Raw genomic sequence first — 20,541 nt, 5'->3', positions numbered from 1 at the left:
GTGTCCGCCAAACCTGCTGCCGCTGAACAGCGCTTCGTGCATGGGGTGGCTAGCCTTCAGGGTGTGACACTCCCGGACGAGTCGCCCACCGAACGCCAGCCCGCCACACCCACGTGGGTGGGTTCGGCGTCGGTGCCGCCGGGTGGGTCACGCCGGCGCAGGCAGTGGGAGGACACCCTCGACCTGCCCGCGGCGCCCCGGACTGTGCCGCTGCCCCCGGAGCCGGCCGCGCCCCCGCCGCCGCAGATCCGATACGTGCCGGTCCCGCAGTACGGGCCGCCGCCGCCCGGATACCGCCCGCCGCCGGGGTACCGGCCGCCGCCCGGGTACGGGCCGCCGCCACCGCAGTACCGGCGGCGCAAGCGGCGCTGGCCGTGGGTGATGCTGCTGCTGCTCGCGCTGTGCGCCGGCTGCTGCGGCGGCTCCTACGCGTGGGCCCGGCCCTACTGGGTGCAGTACCCGGTGTCGATCCAGGTGGATGCGACGGTGCCGGGGCTCACCCGTTCCAACGACACCGGCGCCAAGAAGGCGGCCACCGACCTGCAGAAGGCGCTGACCTCCGACCACCTCGACGAGTCCGGCTTCACGGTGACCTACACCGACGCGTCGAACAGGTCGCTGCGGGTCCTCGTCGCCGGCGCCACCCGCTTCATCACCGACCCGACCCGGGACCTGGAGGCGAGCATCCGCAAGCTCCCCGCCCCGCTGCAGGTCGGTGACGTGCGCGACATCGACCCGGGTCCGTTCGGCGGCGAGCAGCGCTGCGCCGCGGCCCGCTTCGACGGCCGGTCGGCGACCGTCTGCGGCTGGGCCGACCACGGCGTCATCGCCATCGCCGTCTTCCCCGGCAAGTCCCTGGAGCAGGCCGGCACCCTGACCCACAACATCCGCGGCTCCATCGTCCGCCGCGGCTGAACCCGCGGGGGTTCAGCCGCCCACGGTCCACAGCGCGGAGACGGGCTGGCAGGTGAGCCCGTCGCCGAAGCTGAGTGACTCGGTGCCGCAGTACAGCACGAACCCGGCCCGGAACCGGTCGCCGAGCCGGCGCTGCAGCAGGCGCAGCCCGCGGAAGTCGTCGGTGCGGACCGTCTCGGCGGCCTTGACCTCGACGCCGACGACGTTGCCGGCGTTGTCCTCCAGGACCGCGTCGACCTCGTGCTGGTCGCGGTCGCGGTAGTGATACAGCCGGATCGAACTCTCGGCCCAGGTGAGCTGCCGGGCGAGCTCGCTGAGGACGAAGTTCTCGATGAGCCCGCCCTCCGGCATGCCACCGACCGCGCCGGTGGCGAGGAAGCCGGCCAGCCCGGGGTCCACGAACATCACCTTCGGCGTGCCGACCGTCCGCGTCGTCGCGTTGGTCGACCAGGCCGGGACGGTGCGGACCAGATAGATGGTCTCCAGGATCTCGATGTATCGCCGGACGGTCGGGGCGGACAGCGCCAGTTCGCTCGCCAGGCGGTTGACGTTGAGCAGCCCGGATGTCTGCGCGGCCAGGAGCGACACCAGGCGCCGCATGTCGGCGGCCTTCTCGATGTCAGCGACCTGCCGCACGTCGCGGGTGATGACGTCGTCGAGATATCCGTCGAAGAACCGCTCCCGTCGTCGCGGCGACTCCCGGCGGACCGCCTCGGGGAACCCGCCGCGGGTCGCCCTGCTCAGGCATTCCCGCCGGCTGAACCCGGCCGCCTCGGCACGCAGGTCGGCGCCCTGCCGGAAGGCCGCGTCGACGAAGCCGTCCGGGGTGCCGTCGATCTCGCCCTGCGACAGCGGCCACAGCTCGATGGTCTCCGACCGCCCCGGCAGCGTGTCCGGCAGGTTCTGCAGTGCCAGGAGCCGCGCCGACCCCGTCAGCAGGAGACGCCCGGGGCGGGGATCCCGGTCGACGACGTGTTTGATCGCGAGCCACAGGTCCGGGACGCGTTGCACCTCGTCGATCAGCATCAGGCCGTCATGCTGGACGAAGCGGACCGGATCCTCGGCGGCGGCGGTGCGGGTGCCGGGGTTGTCGAGGAACCTCGCCACGCCGCCTGGATGCTGCCGGAGCACAGCCTCGGCCAGGGTGCTCTTCCCAACCTGGCGGGCGCCGTTGATGACCACGACCCGGGTGTCGTCCAGCGCCGCCGAAACCAGGTCGGCGGCGTGCCGGGGCAGCAGTTCTGCGGCTCTGCGCATGTGATCAGCCTACCGCTGGACTTTCAATCTGCCGGGCAGTGGGCTTTCAAATTGCCGACGGTGTGACTTTCAATCTGCCGAAGGTGCGGTGCCGTTGTGGCCGTTGGTGGCGGCGATCTGGTCGGGGCGTTTCGGCGCGTACCGGGCGACGTAGTGCTGCCCGGTGAGCTGCTGGATCGCGTTCATCAGCTTCAGGGTCAGCTCCCGCAGGCCGCGGCTGTCGACCTCGCCGCCCTGCCACTGGCTCAGGTCGAGCGGTTCGCCGATGCGGACCTCGACCGATGGGCCGAGCCGGGGCACGGAGGCGCCGATCGGCTGGACCTTCTCGGTGTTGAGGATGCCGATCGGGATGATCGGGGCGGGCGCGTCGAGGGCGAGCTTCGCCACACCGGGACGGCCGCGGTAGAGCCGGCCGTCGGGTGAGCGGGTGCCCTCGGGGAAGATGCCGAGGACGTGGCCGGCGCGCAGGACCGGCAGCGCGGCGTCGAGCGCCATCAGGCTGGCCCGGCCGCCGGAGCGGTCGACGGGGATCTGGTTCAGCCCGTACATGACGTTGCGCATGAACGCACCCTTGACGCCGGGGCCGACGAAGTATTCGTCCTTGGCGAGGAAGTAGACGTTGCGCGGCATGAGCGCGCCCATCAGCACCGAGTCGATGACGGACTGGTGGTTGCTGGCGAGGATCGCCGGGCCGCTGGTCGGCACGTTGTCCAGTCCGCTGACCTTGGGCCGCCAGAGCAGTCGGGTAGCTGGTGAGATCGCGAACTTGCCGACCGCATAAAGCGCGGACAAATGCCCTCCACCAGGCTCAACAGACGATGCCGCCCACTGTAGACGGCATGGGTCGTCCTGGTCAGCCGGAGATGTCACAGCGTGGGCAACACCACCCGTGTCCTACCGCCACGGGCCCGGTCACGACGCGACGAGCACCAGGGCGGTCGCCGCGAGGCCGAGCCCCGCGAGCTGCACCGGGCGCAGCCGCTCGCGGTCGACGAGCATCGCCAGCAGGACGGTGGTCACCGGGTACAGCGAGGCGACCGGCGCGATGATGCTCAGGTCGCCGCGCTGGACCGCCAGGATGTAGAGGGCGTTGGCGCTCATGTCGAGCATGCCGGCGGTGAGCAGCCAGCGCAGCGGCGCGCCGGACGGTCGTGGCGCGCCCCGGCGGCGCAGCAGCAGCGGACCGCCGAGGACGACGGCGGCGAGCTGCGCGCCGAGGATCGGCCACATGCCGGCGTCCCCTCCGGCGGCGTCGGCCGCGTCGCCGGCACCTGACAGGCAGATGAAGAACAGGCCGAACGCGACGCCGGCGGTGAGGGCGAGCGCGATGAGCCGGCCGGTGACCTTGACGCCGTCGCCGCCGGGGGCGAGGCTGACCAGCCCGATGGCCGCGATCGCGCAGGCGGCGCCGGTCAGGGCGAGCCCGCCCGGGCGTTCGCCCTGCAGCAGGCCGGCGCCGAGGGGCAGCAGCGCGGTGGTGACGGCGCTGACGGGCGCGACGATCGTCATGGCGCCGCCGGCCATCGCCTTGTAGAACACCATCATGCCGACGACGCCGAACGCACCGGCGGCGGCGCCCCAGCCGATGACGCCGGGGTGCACGGCGGCGGGCATGAGCACGAGATAGATCAGGAGCAGCGGGATGCTGGCGGCCTTCGACAGCACGACGACGGTGACCGCGTCGACGCGCTGGCTGGCCTTGCCGCCGGCGAAGTCGCCGACGCCCCACACCAGCCCGGACAGCGCGGCGAGCACCAGTCCGATCATGCGAGCCGCCGCACGGTCACGGCGTCCGCGTCGATGAGCTCGGCGAGCATCGTGGCCGCCGGGGTCAGGTCGGTGTCCAGGCCCTCGAGCAGGAACACCGCGGACGTGGTCGCCGCGGTGATCGCGGTGCGGCGGCCCTGGCGCCAGTTCCACCGGCGGCAGGTCACGCCGAGGTCGTCGCGCCAGATCACCTCGCCGGGCTCCGGGGTCTCCACGACCGGGGCGCCCTCCTTCACCGTGTCGAACGGCTCGTCGCCGGTGGCGCGGATCAGGCGCTCGGTCCCGGCAAGCGCCGCGCGGTCCTCGCCGCCGATCGGCACGGCGAAGCGGATGCTCACGGCGTTGTACGCGTCGACGAGCCGGTCGACCACGGGCACGTCGCCGCGGGCGGCCCGCTTGCGCAGCGCCTCGGCGGAGCACGGGGTGCGCTGCGGTTTGGCGCCGAAGGCGCGGTACACGTCCCGCCACGCCTCCAGCGGGGCGCCCAGGTCGTCGCCGGCGTCCTTGATCGCCTGGTGCAGGACGGCACCGTCGCTGGGACCGTTGCGCAGCCCGTCGGCGAGGACCGCCAGAACGGTAGCCTCATGGCCCACGGACCGGCACAGGTCGAGCACCTCATCGGCAATGGCGAACATGTCCCATGTCGTATCACAATATTGACCGTGGAGGAAAATATTTTGACCGACGACGTGACCCAGGTCGCGCAGGCGGCAATCGCCCGGCACGTGAAGGGCCTGCGGCAGGGGCGCCGCTGGTCCCTCGACGAGCTGGCCGGCCGGTCCGGGGTCAGCAAGGGCATGCTCGTGCAGATCGAGGGCGCCAGGACCAACCCGAGCATCGGCACGCTGTGCCGGATCGCGGAGTCGTTCGGGGTGAGCATCGGCCGGCTGCTGGAGTCCGAGCCGGAGCCGGTGGTGAGGATCGTCGCCGCGGACGAGCCGCCGGTGCTGTGGCGCGGCGCCGCCGGCGGGACCGGCCGGCTGCTGCGTGGGGTGAACGACCCGGCGTTCGTGGAGGTCTGGCAGTGGCGCATGCCGCCCGGCGAGTCGCACGAGTCCAGTGATCACGCCACCGGCACGCGGGAGCTCATCCACCTCCAGGAGGGGTCGCTGGTGGTGACGGTGGACGGCACGGAGCACACGGTCCGGCCCGGGGAGACGATCGACTTCCGGGCGGACCGCCCGCACGCCTACCGCAACGCGGCGGACGTGGAGGCGGTCCTCACCATGGTCGTCGTGATGCCCGAGGGCGAACGCGACCGCAGCATTCCACCGGTTGCGGTCAGACCTTCGCGACCCTGACCCGGACCGGCTGCCCGTCACCGACCTCACCGGCGAAGCCGTCGCCGGAGCCCGGCCCCAGCTCGACCGTGTCGGCCAGCACCTCGCCGGCGACGAACGCCCCGTGCACGGCGAGCACCTCCTCCAGCCCTTCGGCGGCCACGACGACCGTGATGCGGTCCGAGACGTTGAGGTCCGCGTCGCGGCGGGCCTGCTGCACGACCCGGACCAGGTCGCGGGCCAGCCCCTCGGCCGCCAGCTCGGGAGTGACCGTGCTGTCCAGCACGACCACGCCCTCGCCGCCCGGCAGCGGCGCCGACTGGGTCGGGTCCGCCGCGACCAGCTTCAGGTCGTACTCGCCGTCGTGCAGCGCCACCCCGCCGGCCACGACCTCGCCGTCGGAGGTGCGCTGCCAGTCGCCGGCCTTGACCGCTTTGATCACCCGCTGGACGTCCTTGCCGAGGCGCGGGCCGAGGACCCGCGGGACCAGCGTCAGCACCGGGGTGCAGTGCGCGGCGACGTCACCGGTGAACACCACCTCCTTGACGTTGACCTCGTCGGCGACGAGCGCGGCGAACGCTCGCAGCGCCTCCGCCCGCGGGGTCGCCACGGTCAGCGTCGACAGCGGCAGCCGGACCCGCAGGCCGCGGGCCTTGCGCAGCGACAGCGCCGCCGAGCACACCTCGCGGACCGCGTCCATGTCCGCGACCAGGGCGTGATCGGCCGGGAACTGCGCCGCCGACGGCCAGTCCGTCAGGTGCACCGAACGCTCGCCGGTCAGGCCGCGGTAGATCTCCTCCGCGGTCAGCGGCGCGAGCGGCGCGACGACCTGCGTGAGCGTCGACAGCACGGTGAACAGCGTGTCGAACGCGTCGCGGTCGCCGGACCAGAACCGGTCCCGGGAGCGCCGCACGTACCAGTTGGTGAGCGCGTCGAGGTAGGCCCGGATGGTCCCGCAGGCGCCGGACAGGTCGTAGGCATCCAGCTGCTGCTGCACGGTGGCCACCAGCTCGCCCGTCTTCGCCAGGACGTACCGGTCGAGCAGGTGCGTGCTGTCGCTGCGCCGGACCGCGGTGTACCCATCGGCGTTGGCGTACAGGGAGAAGAAGTACCAGACGTTCCACAGCGGCAGGAGCACCTGCCGGACCGCGTCGCGGATGCCGACCTCGGTGACCGGCATGTCGCCGCCGCGCAGCACCGGCGAGGCCATGAGGAACCAGCGCATCGCGTCGGAGCCGTACTCGTCGAACACCCGGTACACGTCGGGGTAGTTGCGCAGGCTCTTGGACATCTTGCGGCCGTCCTCGCCGAGCAGGATGCCGTGGCTGACGCAGTTGGTGAACGCCGGGCGGTCGAACAGCGCCGTGGCCAGCACGTGCATGGTGTAGAACCAGCCGCGGGTCTGGCCGATGTACTCGACGATGAAGTCGCCCGGGTAGTGGTGCTCGAACCAGTCCCGGTTCTCGAACGGGTAGTGCACCTGGGCGAACGGCATCGACCCTGACTCGAACCAGCAGTCCAGGACCTCCGGGACGCGGCGCATCACGGACTGCCCGGTCGGGTCGTCCGGGTTGGGCCGGGTCAGGCTGTCGATCTCGGGCCGGTGCAGGTCGCCGGGGCGCACGCCGAAGTCGCGTTCCAGGTCGTCGAGGGAGCCGTACACGTCGACGCGCGGGTACTGCGGGTCGTCGGACTTCCACACCGGGATCGGCGAGCCCCAGAACCGGTTCCGGCTGATCGACCAGTCGCGGGCGTTGGCCAGCCACTTGCCGAACGAGCCCTCCTTGATGTGCTCCGGCGTCCAGGTGATCTGCTGGTTGAGCTCCACCATCCGGTCCCGGAACGTGGACACGGCCACGAACCACGACGACACCGCCTTGTAGACCAGCGGCGTGTCGCAGCGCCAGCAGTGCGGGTAGGAGTGGGTGTAGGAGTCGTGGCGCACGACGACGCCCGCGGCCTTCAGGTCGCGGATCACCGGCTTGTTGGCCTCGAAGACCTGCAGCCCCTGATACGCGGGCACGACCGAGGTGAACCGGGTGTGCTCGTCGACGGTGACCACGGTGGGGATGCCGACGGACGCGCAGGCGGTCTGGTCGTCCTCGCCGAAGGCGGGCGCCATGTGCACCACGCCGGTGCCGTCCTCGGTGGTGACGAAGTCCGCGCCGATGACCTGGAACGCGTTCGGCGTCTCGGCGAGGAAGTCGAACAGCGGCGTGTACCGGCGCCCGACGAGCGCGGCGCCCTTGACGACTTCCTGGAACGTGGCTCCCGCCAGCTCCTTCTCGTAGGCGGGGACGCGCGACGAGGCCAGGATGAACCGCTGTCCGTCCTCTTCGAACACCGAGTAGTCGATGTCCGGACCGACGGCCAGGGCCAGGTTGGACGGCAGCGTCCACGGCGTCGTGGTCCAGGCGAGGATCTTCTCGCCGGTCTCCAGCTGGAACGCCACGGTCAGCGCCGGGTCCTGCCGGTCGCGGTAGACGTCGTCGTCCATCCGCAGCTCGGTGGTGGACAGCGGCGTCTCGCAGCGCCAGCAATACGCGAGGACCCGGAACCCCTCGTAGACCAGACCCTTCTCGTGCAGGGTCTTGAAGGCCCACATGACACTTTCCATGTAGTCCAGGTCAAGCGTCTTGTAGTCGTTGTCGAAGTCGACCCAGCGCGCCTGGCGGGTGACGTAGCGCTCCCACTCGCTGGTGTAGCGCAGCACCGACTCCTTGGTCGCCGCGTTGAACTTGTCGACACCCAGCTGCAGGATCTCGGCCTTGGTCGTGATGCCGAGCTGCTTCTCCGCCTCGACCTCGGCGGGCAGGCCGTGGCAGTCCCAGCCGAAGCGACGCTCGACCCGGAAGCCGCGCATCGACTTGTACCGCGGCACGACGTCCTTCGCGTAGCCCGTCAGCAGGTGGCCGTAGTGCGGCAGGCCGTTGGCGAACGGCGGGCCGTCGTAGAACACGAATTCGTTCGCCCCGTCGACGCCGGCGTCGCGCTGGTCGACGGAGGCCTCGAAGGTCTTGTCGCCGGCCCAGTAGTCCAGGACGCCCCGCTCGACCTCGGGCAGGTTCGGGCTGGCCGGCACGCCGTGAGCCGCGTTGTGCATCGGATAGGCCATCGGTGGTCGCGCTCCTCGCGTGTTGTCAGCTAGCTGAACTCCACGCGGGGACGAACCCTCACAGGTCCGCGGTACCACCCCGCTTGCCACCTCTCGGTGGCCGCTCGTTGGCCGGCTGTCACGGGCCGGTGCCCGTCCGGTTCTACTGAGACCGGCGCCGGGCGCCGGTCTGTTCTTCCGGAGGCTCGCCGGTGATGGCCGGGTCGATGCCTGTGCATCCAGAGTACCGCGCCCGTCACGCGGGTTTCGGCGGCAGCCATAAAGAATAGTAAAGAAACCTTGACATTAATTCGGCGTGCGGGTTTCGTGACATCACACGTCGACGCCCATCGACGCGTGACGTCACCAGACCCCCACCTGGAGCCACGATGCGTCCACGCAAACTCGCCCTGCTAGCAGGCACCGGAGCGGCCGCGCTGACCCTCGCCGGGGTCGTCATCGCGTTGCCCGCCTCGGCCGCCGAGCTGCTCACCAACCCCGGGTTCGAGACCGGCAACGCCAGCAACTGGAGCTGCGAGCCGTCCGCCGCCGTCACGTCCGGCGCGGCCCGGTCCGGCAGTTACAAGCTCACCGGTACCCCCGGCAGTGCCACCGCCCGGTGCCAGCAGACGGTGTCGGTCCAGCCGAACACGAAGTACACCTTCTCCGGCTACGTCAACGGCTCCTACGTCTTCATCGGCGTCACCGGCGGCGTCGACGCGAGCACCTGGACGCCCGGCACCGGCGGCGCCTACTCGCAGCTGTCGGTCGCGTTCACCACCGGCGCGGCGCAGCGGTCCGCCGTTGTCTACGTTCACGGTTGGTACGGGCAGCCGGCGTACACCGCGGACGACTTCTCGCTCAACGGGCCCGGCGGTACCCCTCCGACGACGCTCGAGCCGACCACCCCTTCGGCGTCCCCGTCCCGCTCGACCTCGCCGTCGCCGTCTGTCTCGCCGTCGGCCTCGAAGTCCCCGTCGACCTCGCCGTCGCCGTCGACGTCGGTGCCGCCGAGCCCGCTGCCGAAGCACTTCCTCACCGGTTACTGGCAGGACTTCGTCAACAACGCGGCGAAGCTGAAGCTGCGTGACACGCCCAGCGAGTACGACCTGATCGACGTCGCGTTCGCCGAGACCGGATCCCAGCCGGGCCAGATCACGTTCGCGGTCGACCCACAGCTCGCCTCGGCCGTCGGCGGGTACACCGACGCTGAGTTCAAGTCCGACATCGCGACGCTGCACAGCCGCGGCAAGAAGGTCATCCTGTCCGTCGGCGGTGAGGCCGGCCGGGTCAGCGTCGGCGACGCGACCGCCGCGACGAACTTCGCCAACAGCGCCTGGTCGCTGATGCAGCAGTACGGCTTCGACGGCATCGACATCGACCTGGAGAACGGCCTCAACCCGACCTACATGGCGCAGGCGCTGCGCTCACTGCGGGCCAAGGCCGGCGCCAACCTCATCATCACGATGGCGCCGCAGACGATCGACATGCAGTCCACCGGCGGCAGCTACTTCGCCCTGGCACTGTCCATCAAGGACATCCTGACGGTCGTCTACACCCAGTTCTACAACTCCGGCAGCATGCTCGGGTGCGACCAGATGGCCGCGTACTCGCAGGGCACCGTCAACTTCATGACCGCCCTGGCCTGCATCCAGCTGGAGAACGGGCTGCGACCCGACCAGGTCGCCCTCGGCCTGCCGGCCGGCCCCGGCGCGGCGGGCGGCGGCGTGGTCGCCCCGGCCCTGGTCAACCAGGCGCTGTCCTGCCTGGCGACCGGCAGCAACTGCGGCACGTTCAAGCCGCCGCACACCTACCCCGGTATCCGCGGCGCGATGACCTGGTCGATCAACTGGGACGTCACCAACGGCAACAACTTCGCCAGGACCGTCAAGCCGCACCTGGCGACTCTGCCCTAGCCTTTCTTCCCCAACACAGTGAGGAGGGCGGGTGTCCCAGCACCCGCCCTCCTCGCCCGTTCAGGGTGATTTTATTCCGCGAGCTCCGGGAACCAGAGCGCGATCTCACGCTTCGCACTGTCGACCGAGTCGGACGCGTGGACGAGATTCTCCCGGTTGGACAGCGAGAAATCGCCGCGGATGCTGCCCGGAGCGGCCTTCCTGCCGTCGGTCGAGCCGATCAGATTGCGGATGACCGCGATCGCCTCGTCGCCGGAAACGACCAGGGCGACCAGGTCACCGCTGGTCATGAAGTCCCGCAACGGCGGGTAGAAGTCCCGCTCGACGTGCTCGGCGTAGTGCTGGTCGGCGAGGGTCCGGTCCATGGTGCGCAGCCGCATCGCGTCGATGGCGAGGCCCTTGCGCTCCAGGCGGCCGACGATCTCGCCGACGAGTCCACGACGCACGGCATCAGGCTTGATCAAAACGAGCGAGCGCTCGGCCACGACGTGCCTCCAAGATGGGTTCGGTACGCGTCCGAGCCTACCCAGCGTCACCGTCGCCGAGCCGCCAGGGTGCCGAAGACTTCCGTTCCGGCGATGATCAGGCATAGCCTGATGTCAGTCGTCTGGGGAGGTCGACTTGCCGTCCAGCAATCGTGCACAGGACACCGGCAGCAGGAAACTCGTGATCGCGCTGCTCATCGTGGTCGGCGGTTTCCTGGCATTCTGCGGATTGGGTATGACCAACGCCTTGGTGGTCGCGTTGGGCATCATCCTGGCCGCGGCCGGTCCGGTGCTGATCCTTGTCCTGAACTCGCGCAACAAGGTGCGGCAATACGTCTACGGCACAGCGAGGGTCGCCGATATCTCGCCGCGCCCGACGACCGACGGGCGGACCGCCCGCGGGCGGCTCAAGCTCGTCGTCAGGGCCACCGGCGTCAACGGCGTCACGGTCTCCACCGTCGACCCGGCGATCCCGCTCGACAAGTGGCCCGACGCCGGCGCCACCCTGCCCGTCCAGGTCCTCAAGGGCAACCCGCGCAAGCTCGCCGTCGTCTGGGACAAGGTCCAGTCGCACCAGGACGCGCAGGCGTCGGAGCGGCGGCCCACCGGTGGCAACGCCCCCCGCTACTCCGTGGACGGCGACGAGCTCGACGTCACCGACTCCCCGACCGACGAGTACGAGCGCCGCCAGGCCACCCGCGGGCCCGACACCGGCGGCTTCAACGGCGGCCCGTCCTTCGAGCGGCCGGGCGACAACCTGCCGCCCGACGACCGGCCCACGCTCACCGACCTGCCCCCGATCACGGCGCCGGTCATCGAGCCGGTGCGGCTGTCCGGCCGGGGCGACCGGACCGGGCAGACGAGGCCCACCACGCGACCGGCCTCCCCGGCGCCCGGGGGACCCGGCGCCGCCTCGAGCGGCACCGGCACCACGGCCGCCGTCGCGTTCGCCGAGCCGGGCGACCCCGCGGCGCCGTCCGGGTCTTCAGGGCCGTCCAAGTCCGCTGGGCTCGCGGGGCCCGCAGGGGCTTCCGGGTTCGCCGATGTGGCCGAGTCCGCCGAGCAGTCCGGCGTACGGCCGGCGCACGCGGGTGTCGTCACCGAGGACACCCCGCCGATGGTGGTGCGGCTGCCGTCCAACCCGGTGCACGGGGGCGCCCGCCGCCGGCCGAGCCCGCGGCCCCGGCCCGGCACCCACGACCGCGGCCCGGGCAGGTCCGTGCAGCCGCCGGCCACGACGCTGCCGGAGGAGACCCCGGCGGTGGTGACGGAGGCCGCCCCGGCGACGTACACGATCCCGGAGGCCGGTTCGCCGCTCTCCCCGCCGCCGGACCTGCCGGTCTCAGACCTTCCCGCCACTGACCTTCCCGCCGCTGACCTTCCCGACGCCGGTCCGGTGGCCGGGCCGCCCGCAGCCGTGACGATGACCAAGCCGGCCGGCTCGACCACACCTCCCGCCCCGACCGAAGACTCGACCGGCCCTTCGGTCGACGCCGCGGGCACGACTGCTTCCGGGGCCCACAGGAGCCGCGACATCGACGGCGAGGTGGTCGACGAGGTCCCGCCGGCCACGGTCGCCGAGCCCGAGCCCGAGGCGGAGACGGAGACGGCGGTCGAAGGTGGTGTGGACGTGCCCGGCGACCGGCCCGCGGGCACCGCCGCCCTGGCGTCGGGGATCACCTGGTGGCCGGACCGCGAGATGGAGCAGCTGCCGACCAGGGTCCCGCGGGCGGAGCACATCCCGGTCACCGACGCCGAGCCGGCGGCCACCGAGCCGTCCCCGGCACCCCCGGTCGTCCCACCGCCACCGCTGCGGTCCGCCACCGAGGCGTCCGCCGCCACCACCGACCCCGCGGACACCCGGGACGGGTCCGACGCCGACACCGACCCCACGGACGCGGCCACGGACCCGCGGGACAGGTCCGCCGGCAACGGCACCACCACGATCCGGCCGTGGGGCGCGGTGGACGCCGACGGGCGGCCGGAGCGCACGACGTCGGCGTGGTCGAGCAACGGGCACTCCCGGGACGCGGCGCCGCTCGGCACCGGCATGTTCGGCGCTCCCCCGGTCTGGCCGGCGCCCGCCACCACCGAGCACGAAGACGACGAAGACGAGCCCGCCACCCCGAATCCGTATGCCACCGAGCACTACGTCGACGACTCGCCGGAGGACCAGCTCGAGGAGCAGCCGCCGTCCGAGGGGGCGGTCGGGCAGTTCCTGGCCACCGAGCAGCGCCAGCAGTCGATGCCGCTGGACGGGGTCAACGGGGTGAGCATCACGCTGATCGTGTCGGACCTGGAGCGCTCCCGGCGCTTCTACCGTGACACGCTCGGCCTCACCGAGCTCGACAGCGGCCCCACCACGGCGGTCCTCGCGACCGGCGACGCCAGGGTCGTGCTGCGCCGGGTCGCGGACATGCCCCCGGTCGACCGCCGCGTCGTCCACCTCAACCTCGAGGTGCCCGACGTCTACGAGGCCTACGAGCGGCTCCGCGAGCAAGGCGTCGACTTCGTCCACCGGCCGCGGGTCGTCCCGCAGGGCGAGCAGCTGGAGCTGTGCTCGGCCACGTTCCGCGACCCCGACGGCCACGCGATCGCCCTGACGAAGTGGGAGCTGCGCCGCTAGACGTCCCGGCGCTGGGCATATCGCAGGGCGGTGTCCTCGGCGGTGCGGCGCATCAGGTCGCGCAGTTCCGCCGGGGCCAGGACCTCGACGTCGGGGCCGAAGCGGCCGAGGTCGACGCGGACGTGTTCGAACGACTCGATCGGCATGACGATCCGGACCCAGCCGTCGGCGTCGGGCGGGCCGGCGGTGTCGCGCAGCGCCCGCTCGGCGACGGGGCCGAGCATCCACCACATGCTGGCGGCTCTCGGCCCGACGAGGACGGTGGCGTCGCCGCCGCGGTACAGGGTGCGCTGGAGCCGCTCGGACCACTCGGTCCAGTAGTCGCGCAGGTCGAAGTCCCCGGGCCGCTCGAACGTGCCGTCGAGGACGTCGACGGCGTCGATACGGGAGATCCGGTAGGCGTTGACGCGTTCCCGGCCGCGGGCCACGACGTACCAGGCGGTGCCCTTGAGGACCAGCCCGAGGGCCTCCAGGGTCCGCTCGACCTGGGTGCCGTCCCACTTGCGGTACGCGACCCGCAGCGGCCGCTGGTCCCACACCGCGCCGGCGACCGTGTCGAGGTGCGGCGGGGCCTCCGGGTCGCGGAACCAGCCGGGCGCGTCGACGTGGACGCGTTCCTGGATGTGGGCCGCCATGGTGCGCTGCTCGAGCGGCATCGCGGCGAGGAGCTTGAGCTGCGCCGCGTCGAGGGTGGACCCGAGGCCGAGGTGCCCGGCGGTGGCGCCGCTGCCGGCGAGGAACAGCGCGGCGGCCTCGTCGGTGGTGAGCCCGGTCAGGGTGGTCCGGTAGCCGTCGACGAGCTGGTAGCCACCGGCGGGTCCGCGGTCGGCGTACACGGGGACACCGGATGTGGACAATGCCTCGATGTCGCGGTACACCGTGCGAACGGACACTTCGAGCTCGTCGGCGATCTGCTGCGCGGTGAGCCGGCCCCGGGTCTGCAGCAGCAGGAGCGTGGACAGCAGCCGGCTCGCCCGCATGGGTCAGGGTCGGTTCGCGTAGACGCTTCGCCGCACGTACAGCACGTAGCCCCAGGTCAACCCGAAGACGATGCCGAGGACGAGCAGCGACCAGTGCAGGACGCCGCCCACGAGGAGCGCGACCGGCACGATCAGCCCCGCCGGCCACGCCCAGTCGTGCCGCAGCAGCCCGCAGAGGACGAAGCTGAGCACGGCCAGGCCGGCGCAGAGCCAGATCGCCGCCGCCGGCTGGCCGAGCTTCGCCAGCGGCAGCAGCGCCAGCAGCAGGACCACCCCGAACACGACGAGGGCGGACGCCCCAACGCCGCGGACGGCGCCGCCGGGGTTCTTCAGGCCGGCCGTGCTCACAACGTCACCTCCGCTGCGCTCCGGCGCCGCCGTGAGCCAAACCTGCGCTCATGATGAGCGGCTCCTCCGCTGCGCTCCGGACCGCTCATCGCTTCAGCAGTCCGCGGGCGTCGGCGACGGTGACGACCGAGCCGGTGATGAGGATGCCGATGGTGCCGGGGACCGCGTTGTCGGACTCGGCCAGGGTGACCGCGGTGTCGATCGCGTCGGGGAAGTCCGGCACGACGTGGACGCGGTCCGGGCCGTACAGCTCCTCGGCGATGGCGCCGAGCTGCCTGGCCGACATGGCCCGCGGTGAGCTGTTGCGGGTGCAGACGATGCTCTCGGTGATCGGCTCGAGCAGCTCCAGCATGCCTTCGACGTCCTTGTCGGCGAGGGCCGCGACGACGGCGATGAGGCCGTTGAACGCGAACTCCTCGTTGAGCGCGCGGACGGTGGCCCGCATGCCGGCGGCGTTGTGGGCGGCGTCGACGAGGATCGGCGGGGACTTGCGGACCCGTTCGAGCCGGCCGGGTGAGGTGGCGCCGCCGAACCCGTCGCGGACGGACTCGGCGTTGAGGGCGCGTTCGTTGCCGGCGCCGAGGAACGTCTCGACGGCGGCGAGCGCGATCGCCGCGTTCTGCGCCTGGTGCTCGCCGTGCAGCGGCAGGAAGATGCCCTCGTAGGTGCCGGACAGCCCCCGCAGGGTCAGGACCTGCCCGCCGACGGCGAGCTCGCGGTGCGCGACGCCGAACTCGCGGCCTTCCCGGGCGATGGTCGCGCCGACCTCGGCGCAGCGCTCCAGGATCGGGCGCATCGCCTCCTCCGGCTGCGTGGCGCAGATCAGCGTGGATCCCTTGTGGATGATCCCGGCCTTGGCGAGGGCGATGTCCTCGATGGTGTCGCCGAGCCATTCGGTGTGGTCGAGGCCGATCGGGGTGATCACGGTCGTCTGTGCCTGCAGCACGTTGGTGGAGTCGTCGGCGCCGCCGAGGCCGACCTCGATGACGGCGACGTCGACGGGCGCGTCGGCGAACGCCGCGAACGCCATCGCGGTCGTCATGTCGAAGTACGTCAGCGGCGCGTCGTGCCGCGTGTCGAGGTACTCGGCGAGCGGCTGGACCTCGTCGTAGATCTCGACGAACCGGTCCTCGGTGATCGGCTCGTCCTCGATGCTGATCCGCTCCCGGATCGTCTGCAGGTGCGGGCTGGTGTACCGCCCCGTCCGCAGCCCGTGGGCGCGCAGCAGCGAGTCGATCATCCGGGCGGTCGAGGTCTTGCCGTTGGTGCCGGTGATGTGGATCGTCGGGTAGGCCCGCTGGGGGTTGCCGAGCAGGTCGAGCAGGGCCTCGATGCGGCCGAGGTCGAACACCATGCGGGTGAAGCCCCGGGCGTTGAGCTCCTGATCAACTTCCGTGAAGCGGCTCACAGCGCGTCCAGCTGCCCGGTGATGCGGGCCAGGTCGGCCTCGGCGGCGGCGAGCCGCTGCCGGATCTTCTCCACGACCGGCTCGGGTGCCTTGTCGGTGAACGCCGGGTTGTCGAGCTTCGCCCGGCACTGCGCGGCTTCCTTCTCCGCGGCCGCCTTGTCCTTGCCCAGCCGGGCCCGTTCGGCGGCGACGTCGATCGTGCCGCGGGTGTCGAGCTCGACGGTGACGCCGACCCCCACGCTGAGCTTCGCGGTCGCGGCGAACTCCGAGCCCGGCGCCTCGAGGCGCGCCAGGGACCGGATGAGGCCCTCGTGCGCGGCCAGGCCGGCGGCGTCGAGGCCCTCGAGGCGGGCGACGACCCGCTGGGCCGGCTTCACGCCCTGGTCGGCCCGGAACCGGCGGACCTCGGTGACGACCCGCTGCAGGTCGGCGACCTCCCTCTCAGCGGCGTCGTTGATCAGCGCCTGGTCCGCTGCCGGCCACTGCGCCCGCACGAGGGTCGGCGCGCCCGTGAGCGTCGTCCACAGTTCTTCGGTGACGAACGGCGTGATCGGGTGGAGCAGCCGCAGCAGCTGATCGAGCACGTGACCCAGCACCCTCTGCCGCGCGGGAGTCATCTCCGGCTTCGACAGCTCCAGGTACCAGTCGCAGACGTCGTCCCACGCGAAGTGATACAGCGTGTCGCAGACCTTCGCCAGCTCATACGCCTCGAACTGCTCGTCGACCTCGGCGATGACGTGCTGCAGCCGGGACAGGATCCACCGGTCGACGGTCGACAGGCCCTCCGTCGGCAGGTCACCCTCGACGGTCGCGCCGTTGGACAGGCCGAAGCGGGTCGCATTCCACAGCTTGTTGCAGAAGTTGCGGGCGCCCTGCACCCACTCCTCGCTGACGGGCACGTCCGCGCCGGGGTTGGCGCCGCGGGCCAGGGTGAAGCGGGTCGCGTCGGCGCCGAACCGCTCGATCCAGTCCAGCGGGTCGACGACGTTGCCGAATGACTTCGACATCTTCTTGCCGTGCTGGTCGCGGACCATGCCGTGGAGCATGACGACGTCGAACGGCTGCCGGCCGTCCATCGCATACAGGCCGAACATCATCATCCGGGCGACCCAGAAGAACAGGATGTCGTAGCCGGTGACCAGGACGCTGGTCGGGTAGAACTTCGCCAGGTCCGGGGTCTCGTCGGGCCAACCGAGCGTGGAGAACGGCCACAAGGCCGAGGAGAACCAGGTGTCCAGCACGTCCTGGTCCTGGGTCCAGCCGTCGCCGGCGGGCGGCTGCTCGTCGGGGCCGACGCAGACGACTTCGCCCTGTGGCCCGTACCAGACGGGGATGCGATGGCCCCACCAGAGCTGCCGGGAGATGCACCAGTCGTGCATGTTGTCGACCCAGCCGAAGTAGCGCTTGGTCAGCTCGGGCGGCTCCACCCGGACCCGGCCGTCGCGGACGGCGTCGCCGGCGGCCTTCGCCAGGGGCTCGGTCCGCACGAACCACTGCAGCGACAGCCGCGGCTCGACGGTGGTGCCGCAGCGCTGGCAGTGCCCGACGGCGTGCACATACGGCCGCTTCTCCGCGACGATGCGCCCCTCGGCGCGCAGCGCGGCGACGACGGCCGGCCGCGCCTCGAAGCGGTCCAGGCCGACGAACGGCCCGTGCACGGTGATCACGCCGTGCTCGTCCATGATCGTGAGGCTCGGCAGGTCGTGCCGCTGGCCGATCTCGAAGTCGTTGGGGTCGTGCGCCGGGGTCACCTTGACCGCGCCGGTGCCGAACGCCGGGTCGACGTGCGGGTCGGCGACGATCGGGATCCGGCGCCCGGTGAGCGGCAGCACGACCTCGGTGCCGACGAGGTGCTTGTAGCGCTCGTCATCGGGGTGTACGGCCACCGCGGTGTCACCGAGCATCGTCTCCGCCCGGGTGGTGGCGACCACGATCGCGTCGGCGCCGTCGCCGTAACGGATGGAGACGAGCTCACCGTCGTCGTCGGAGTGCTCGACCTCGATGTCGCTGAGTGCGGTCAGGCAGCGCGGGCACCAGTTGATGATGCGCTCGGCCCGGTAGATGAGGCCGTCGTCGAACAGCCGCTTGAAGATCGTCAGGACGGCGCGGGACAGCCCCTCGTCCATGGTGAACCGCTCGCGGCTCCAGTCGACGGAGTCGCCGAGGCGGGTCATCTGGCCGAGGATCTTGCCGCCGGACTCGGTCTTCCACTGCCAGACCTTCTCCACGAACGCCTCACGGCCCAGGTCGTGCCTGGACTGCCCGGACGCGGCGAGCTGCCGCTCCACGACGTTTTGCGTGGCGATGCCGGCGTGGTCCATGCCCGGCAGCCACAGCGCCTCGAAGCCCTGCATCCGCTTGCGGCGGGTGAGCGCGTCCTGGACGGTGTGGTCGAGGGCGTGGCCGATGTGCAGCGACCCGGTCACGTTCGGCGGAGGCAGCACGATCGCGAACGCGGGCTTGTCGCTGGCCGCGTCGGCCTTGAACAGACCGTCGGCGACCCATTGCTCATACCGCCGCTGCTCTACCTCTCCTGGCGCATACTGGGCCGAGAGCACCGAGGCAGTGGGGGCGGTCGGCTCGGCATCGCCGGGCGTCCGTTGAGTCTCCGTCACATAGCGAGTCTAGAACTTCGCATGTGGGGTCTACGCTCGCCAGTGCCCCCTCACTCAGGAGACTGATCGACGGTGACTTACCCGCCTCGCCCGTCCGACGACGAGCCACGTTCGCAGCCGTTCCAGCCGCAGTCGTATGACCTGGCGCCGGAGTTCGGCACGCAGCAGACTCCGAGCGACGGGTCCTATCAGCAGCAGCCCGGACCGTATGGCCCGCCGCAGTCGTATCCGGCCCAGCAGCCGTATCAACAGCCGGCGTACCAGGACCCGTATCAGCCGTCGGCGCCGCCGTATCAGCAGCCTTACCAGCAGCCCGATTACCAGCAGCCCGGTTACCAGCAGCCGGCGTTCCCCGGTCCCGGGCCCGCCTACACGCCGCCGCCCCCGGCTCCGCCCCGCAAGCGCAGGGGGCTGAAGATCACACTCGGCATCATCGGCGCCCTGTTCCTGGTCTGCGCGGTGCTCTCGTGCGTGTTCCTCTACCCTGTCATCTCCGCGGGCAACACCTCGGTCACGGCCCCGGCGACGCTGCCCGGCGGTCTCAGCAAGCAGACCTCCGACGAAATGCAGAAGATCGTCGACGAGATGGAGCGTGACCTGCGTAACGACGTCGGCAACGTCGACCAGGTCGCGGCGGGCATCTACAGCGACGGCGACCCGCAGAAGCTGGTCGTGCTCGTTGCGGCGACGTCGACGGTCCTCTTCCCCGACGACGAGGTCGACGACGCCTTCAGCGGCTTCAGCGCGACCGGCGCCGGCGGCGGCCTCGGCGGTCAGACCAGCTACCCGGCCGGCGACCTGGGCGGCACGGTGAAGTGCGCGAACGGCACCGAGGGCGAGTTGGCCATGACCCTGTGCGCCTGGGCGGACCACGGCAGCGTCGGCATCGCGATCTTCATCGGCCGGGAGCTGAAGGAGTCCGCGGACCTGTTCCTGCAGATCCGTTCCGCCGTCGAGACCCGCTGATTGCCGGCTTTCCTGGTGTACGGGTGGGGTCGGGCCGCTGCGGTCCGGCCCCGCTTCGCGTGGTGGGCCTTGCTACGCTGCGCCGATGGTCGATCTTCCGGGCATCTCCGACGACGACTCCTCCGGCCCCGATGAGGAGGGGTCCGGCTCGTCGATCAACCTGAAGAAGGTCGCGATCGTCTGCGGCGCCCTCGTCGGGGTGGCGCTGCTCGGGTCCGCGATCGTCTACGGTCCGACGGTCCTGCGCGTGACCCAGCAGAGCGACACGACCGTGTCGACGCCGGCCCAGGTCGGCGCGTTCGCGATGGACTCCTCCGATGACGCGAAGAACACCGCAGAGTACGTGCGGGACGCGATCGCGGCCGAGGTGAACCTCGACAAGAGCGTCGGCGCCATCTACAAGGACCAGGCGCAGACCGTCATCCTCGTCGCCGGCACCGCCCGCGTGTGGAAGCCCGAGAGCTCGCTGAGCACCGCCTTCAAGGCGATCTCCGACGACAACGGCGCGGTCCGTGACATCCACGACGTCGACGCCGGCAGCCTCGGCGGTGTCATGCGATGCGGGGTGACGGTCGACAAGGAGGGCGAGATCGCGGTGTGCGGCTGGGCCGACAACGGCTCGGTGGCGGTCGCCCTCTTCCCCGGCCGCCCGGTCGCCGACGCGGCAAAGGCAATGCTGCAGCTCCGCGACGCCATCGAGCACCGCTGACCCTTGCGGGTTTGCGGTGTTGTTGTGTTGTGGATTAACGACAGTAGCCCCCAACCAGATGGTTGGGGGCTACTGCGAATATTTGTCCGGCGGCGTCCTACTCTCCCACACTCTCTCGGGTGCAGTACCATCGGCGCTGGAGGGCTTAGCTTCCGGGTTCGGAATGGGACCGGGC

The 20,541-nt window shown here is 71.3% G+C and carries 16 protein-coding genes and 1 rRNA gene; 6 read left to right on the top strand and 11 right to left on the bottom strand.

Annotation, left to right across the window (positions count from 1 at the left end):
* The first annotated feature begins 63 nt into the window (after positions 1–63).
* On the top strand, positions 64–915 hold the full coding sequence (locus tag AB0K00_RS39620; RefSeq protein ID WP_363531942.1) for a hypothetical protein: 852 nt from the start codon (positions 64–66) through the stop codon (positions 913–915).
* A gap of 12 nt (positions 916–927) precedes the next feature.
* On the opposite strand, the gene AB0K00_RS39615 is transcribed toward AB0K00_RS39620, so the two are convergent.
* From AB0K00_RS39615 to AB0K00_RS39600, 4 genes are all read right to left on the bottom strand, one after another.
* Entirely contained in the window at positions 928–2,172 is a 1,245-nt protein-coding gene (locus tag AB0K00_RS39615; protein WP_363531939.1) for an ATP-binding protein, read from the bottom strand.
* A 69-nt stretch (positions 2,173–2,241) separates the two neighbouring features.
* Positions 2,242–2,964, bottom strand: a complete 723-nt coding sequence (locus AB0K00_RS39610; RefSeq protein WP_363531936.1) for a lysophospholipid acyltransferase family protein — start codon at positions 2,962–2,964, stop codon at positions 2,242–2,244.
* Between the two features lie 120 nt (positions 2,965–3,084).
* The gene (locus AB0K00_RS39605; RefSeq protein ID WP_363531933.1) at positions 3,085–3,939 is read right to left on the bottom strand and encodes a DMT family transporter; all 855 of its coding nucleotides are present in this window, start codon (positions 3,937–3,939) and stop codon (positions 3,085–3,087) included.
* The gene (locus tag AB0K00_RS39600) at positions 3,936–4,574 is read right to left on the bottom strand and encodes a phenylalanine--tRNA ligase beta subunit-related protein (RefSeq protein ID WP_363531930.1); all 639 of its coding nucleotides are present in this window, start codon (positions 4,572–4,574) and stop codon (positions 3,936–3,938) included. The genes AB0K00_RS39605 and AB0K00_RS39600 overlap by 4 nt, the downstream gene beginning before the upstream one ends.
* Positions 4,575–4,601: 27 nt before the next feature.
* On the opposite strand from AB0K00_RS39600, the gene AB0K00_RS39595 reads away from it, so the two are divergent.
* On the top strand, positions 4,602–5,240 hold the full coding sequence (locus AB0K00_RS39595) for an XRE family transcriptional regulator (protein WP_363531927.1): 639 nt from the start codon (positions 4,602–4,604) through the stop codon (positions 5,238–5,240).
* Here the strand turns inward: AB0K00_RS39595 and ileS are convergent.
* Positions 5,221–8,334, bottom strand: coding sequence for an isoleucine--tRNA ligase (ileS, locus tag AB0K00_RS39590; protein WP_363531924.1), 3,114 nt, complete (start codon positions 8,332–8,334; stop codon positions 5,221–5,223). The two genes, AB0K00_RS39595 and ileS, sit on opposite strands and share 20 nt — an antisense overlap.
* A gap of 368 nt (positions 8,335–8,702) precedes the next feature.
* On the opposite strand from ileS, the gene AB0K00_RS39585 reads away from it, so the two are divergent.
* Entirely contained in the window at positions 8,703–10,229 is a 1,527-nt protein-coding gene (locus tag AB0K00_RS39585) for a glycosyl hydrolase family 18 protein (RefSeq protein WP_363531921.1), read from the top strand.
* Positions 10,230–10,300: 71 nt separating this feature from the next.
* On the opposite strand, the gene ndk is transcribed toward AB0K00_RS39585, so the two are convergent.
* Positions 10,301–10,714, bottom strand: a complete 414-nt coding sequence (ndk, locus tag AB0K00_RS39580) for a nucleoside-diphosphate kinase (protein ID WP_363531918.1) — start codon at positions 10,712–10,714, stop codon at positions 10,301–10,303.
* 235 nt (positions 10,715–10,949) lie between these two features.
* Between ndk and AB0K00_RS39575 the strand changes: the two genes are divergently transcribed.
* Complete coding sequence (locus AB0K00_RS39575; protein WP_363531915.1) at positions 10,950–13,340, top strand: VOC family protein; 2,391 nt, start codon at positions 10,950–10,952, stop codon at positions 13,338–13,340.
* Here AB0K00_RS39575 and AB0K00_RS39570 read toward each other — a convergent pair.
* The 4 genes from AB0K00_RS39570 to AB0K00_RS39555 form a co-directional block, all read right to left on the bottom strand.
* Positions 13,337–14,320 carry a YafY family protein gene (locus tag AB0K00_RS39570; protein ID WP_363531912.1) on the bottom strand — a complete coding sequence of 328 codons (984 nt, stop codon included), beginning with the start codon at positions 14,318–14,320 and terminating at the stop codon, positions 13,337–13,339. The two genes, AB0K00_RS39575 and AB0K00_RS39570, sit on opposite strands and share 4 nt — an antisense overlap.
* A gap of 3 nt (positions 14,321–14,323) precedes the next feature.
* Entirely contained in the window at positions 14,324–14,668 is a 345-nt protein-coding gene (locus tag AB0K00_RS39565) for a DUF4233 domain-containing protein (protein ID WP_363531909.1), read from the bottom strand.
* 85 nt (positions 14,669–14,753) lie between these two features.
* Complete coding sequence (locus AB0K00_RS39560; RefSeq protein WP_363532136.1) at positions 14,754–16,022, bottom strand: folylpolyglutamate synthase/dihydrofolate synthase family protein; 1,269 nt, start codon at positions 16,020–16,022, stop codon at positions 14,754–14,756.
* A gap of 50 nt (positions 16,023–16,072) precedes the next feature.
* Positions 16,073–18,691: a valine--tRNA ligase gene (locus AB0K00_RS39555; protein ID WP_363531906.1), complete on the bottom strand. Its 2,619-nt coding sequence runs from the start codon at positions 18,689–18,691 to the stop codon at positions 16,073–16,075.
* 72 nt (positions 18,692–18,763) lie between these two features.
* Here AB0K00_RS39555 and AB0K00_RS39550 point away from each other — a divergent pair, with 72 nt between their 5' ends.
* Together AB0K00_RS39550 and AB0K00_RS39545 are read left to right on the top strand one after the other, a co-directional pair.
* Positions 18,764–19,657 (top strand): hypothetical protein, encoded by an 894-nt coding sequence (locus tag AB0K00_RS39550; RefSeq protein WP_363531903.1) that lies wholly within the window; start codon positions 18,764–18,766, stop codon positions 19,655–19,657.
* Between the two features lie 85 nt (positions 19,658–19,742).
* The gene (locus AB0K00_RS39545; protein WP_363531900.1) at positions 19,743–20,366 is read left to right on the top strand and encodes a hypothetical protein; all 624 of its coding nucleotides are present in this window, start codon (positions 19,743–19,745) and stop codon (positions 20,364–20,366) included.
* Between the two features lie 84 nt (positions 20,367–20,450).
* Here AB0K00_RS39545 and rrf read toward each other — a convergent pair.
* A 5S ribosomal RNA gene (gene rrf / locus AB0K00_RS39540) occupies positions 20,451–20,541 on the bottom strand; the annotation flags it as partial.

The sequence above is a fragment of the Dactylosporangium sp. NPDC049525 genome, assembly GCF_040676755.1.
In the GTDB taxonomy this organism is placed as follows: Bacteria; Actinomycetota; Actinomycetes; order Mycobacteriales; family Micromonosporaceae; genus Dactylosporangium.
Note: the sequence above shows the minus strand (reverse complement) of the source record. Positions and strands in the feature narration are given on the sequence as shown.

Coding starts and splice junctions, on each gene's coding strand:
- AB0K00_RS39615 (WP_363531939.1), bottom strand. CDS start 2,172: ATGCGCAGAGCCGCAGAACTGCTGCCCCGGCACGCCGCCGACCTGGTT.
- AB0K00_RS39605 (WP_363531933.1), bottom strand. CDS start 3,939: ATGATCGGACTGGTGCTCGCCGCGCTGTCCGGGCTGGTGTGGGGCGTC.
- AB0K00_RS39600 (WP_363531930.1), bottom strand. CDS start 4,574: ATGTTCGCCATTGCCGATGAGGTGCTCGACCTGTGCCGGTCCGTGGGC.
- ileS (WP_363531924.1), bottom strand. CDS start 8,334: ATGGCCTATCCGATGCACAACGCGGCTCACGGCGTGCCGGCCAGCCCG.
- AB0K00_RS39585 (WP_363531921.1), top strand. CDS start 8,703: ATGCGTCCACGCAAACTCGCCCTGCTAGCAGGCACCGGAGCGGCCGCG.
- AB0K00_RS39575 (WP_363531915.1), top strand. CDS start 10,950: ATGACCAACGCCTTGGTGGTCGCGTTGGGCATCATCCTGGCCGCGGCC.
- AB0K00_RS39570 (WP_363531912.1), bottom strand. CDS start 14,320: ATGCGGGCGAGCCGGCTGCTGTCCACGCTCCTGCTGCTGCAGACCCGG.
- AB0K00_RS39560 (WP_363532136.1), bottom strand. CDS start 16,022: ATGGTGTTCGACCTCGGCCGCATCGAGGCCCTGCTCGACCTGCTCGGC.
- AB0K00_RS39545 (WP_363531900.1), top strand. CDS start 19,743: ATGGTCGATCTTCCGGGCATCTCCGACGACGACTCCTCCGGCCCCGAT.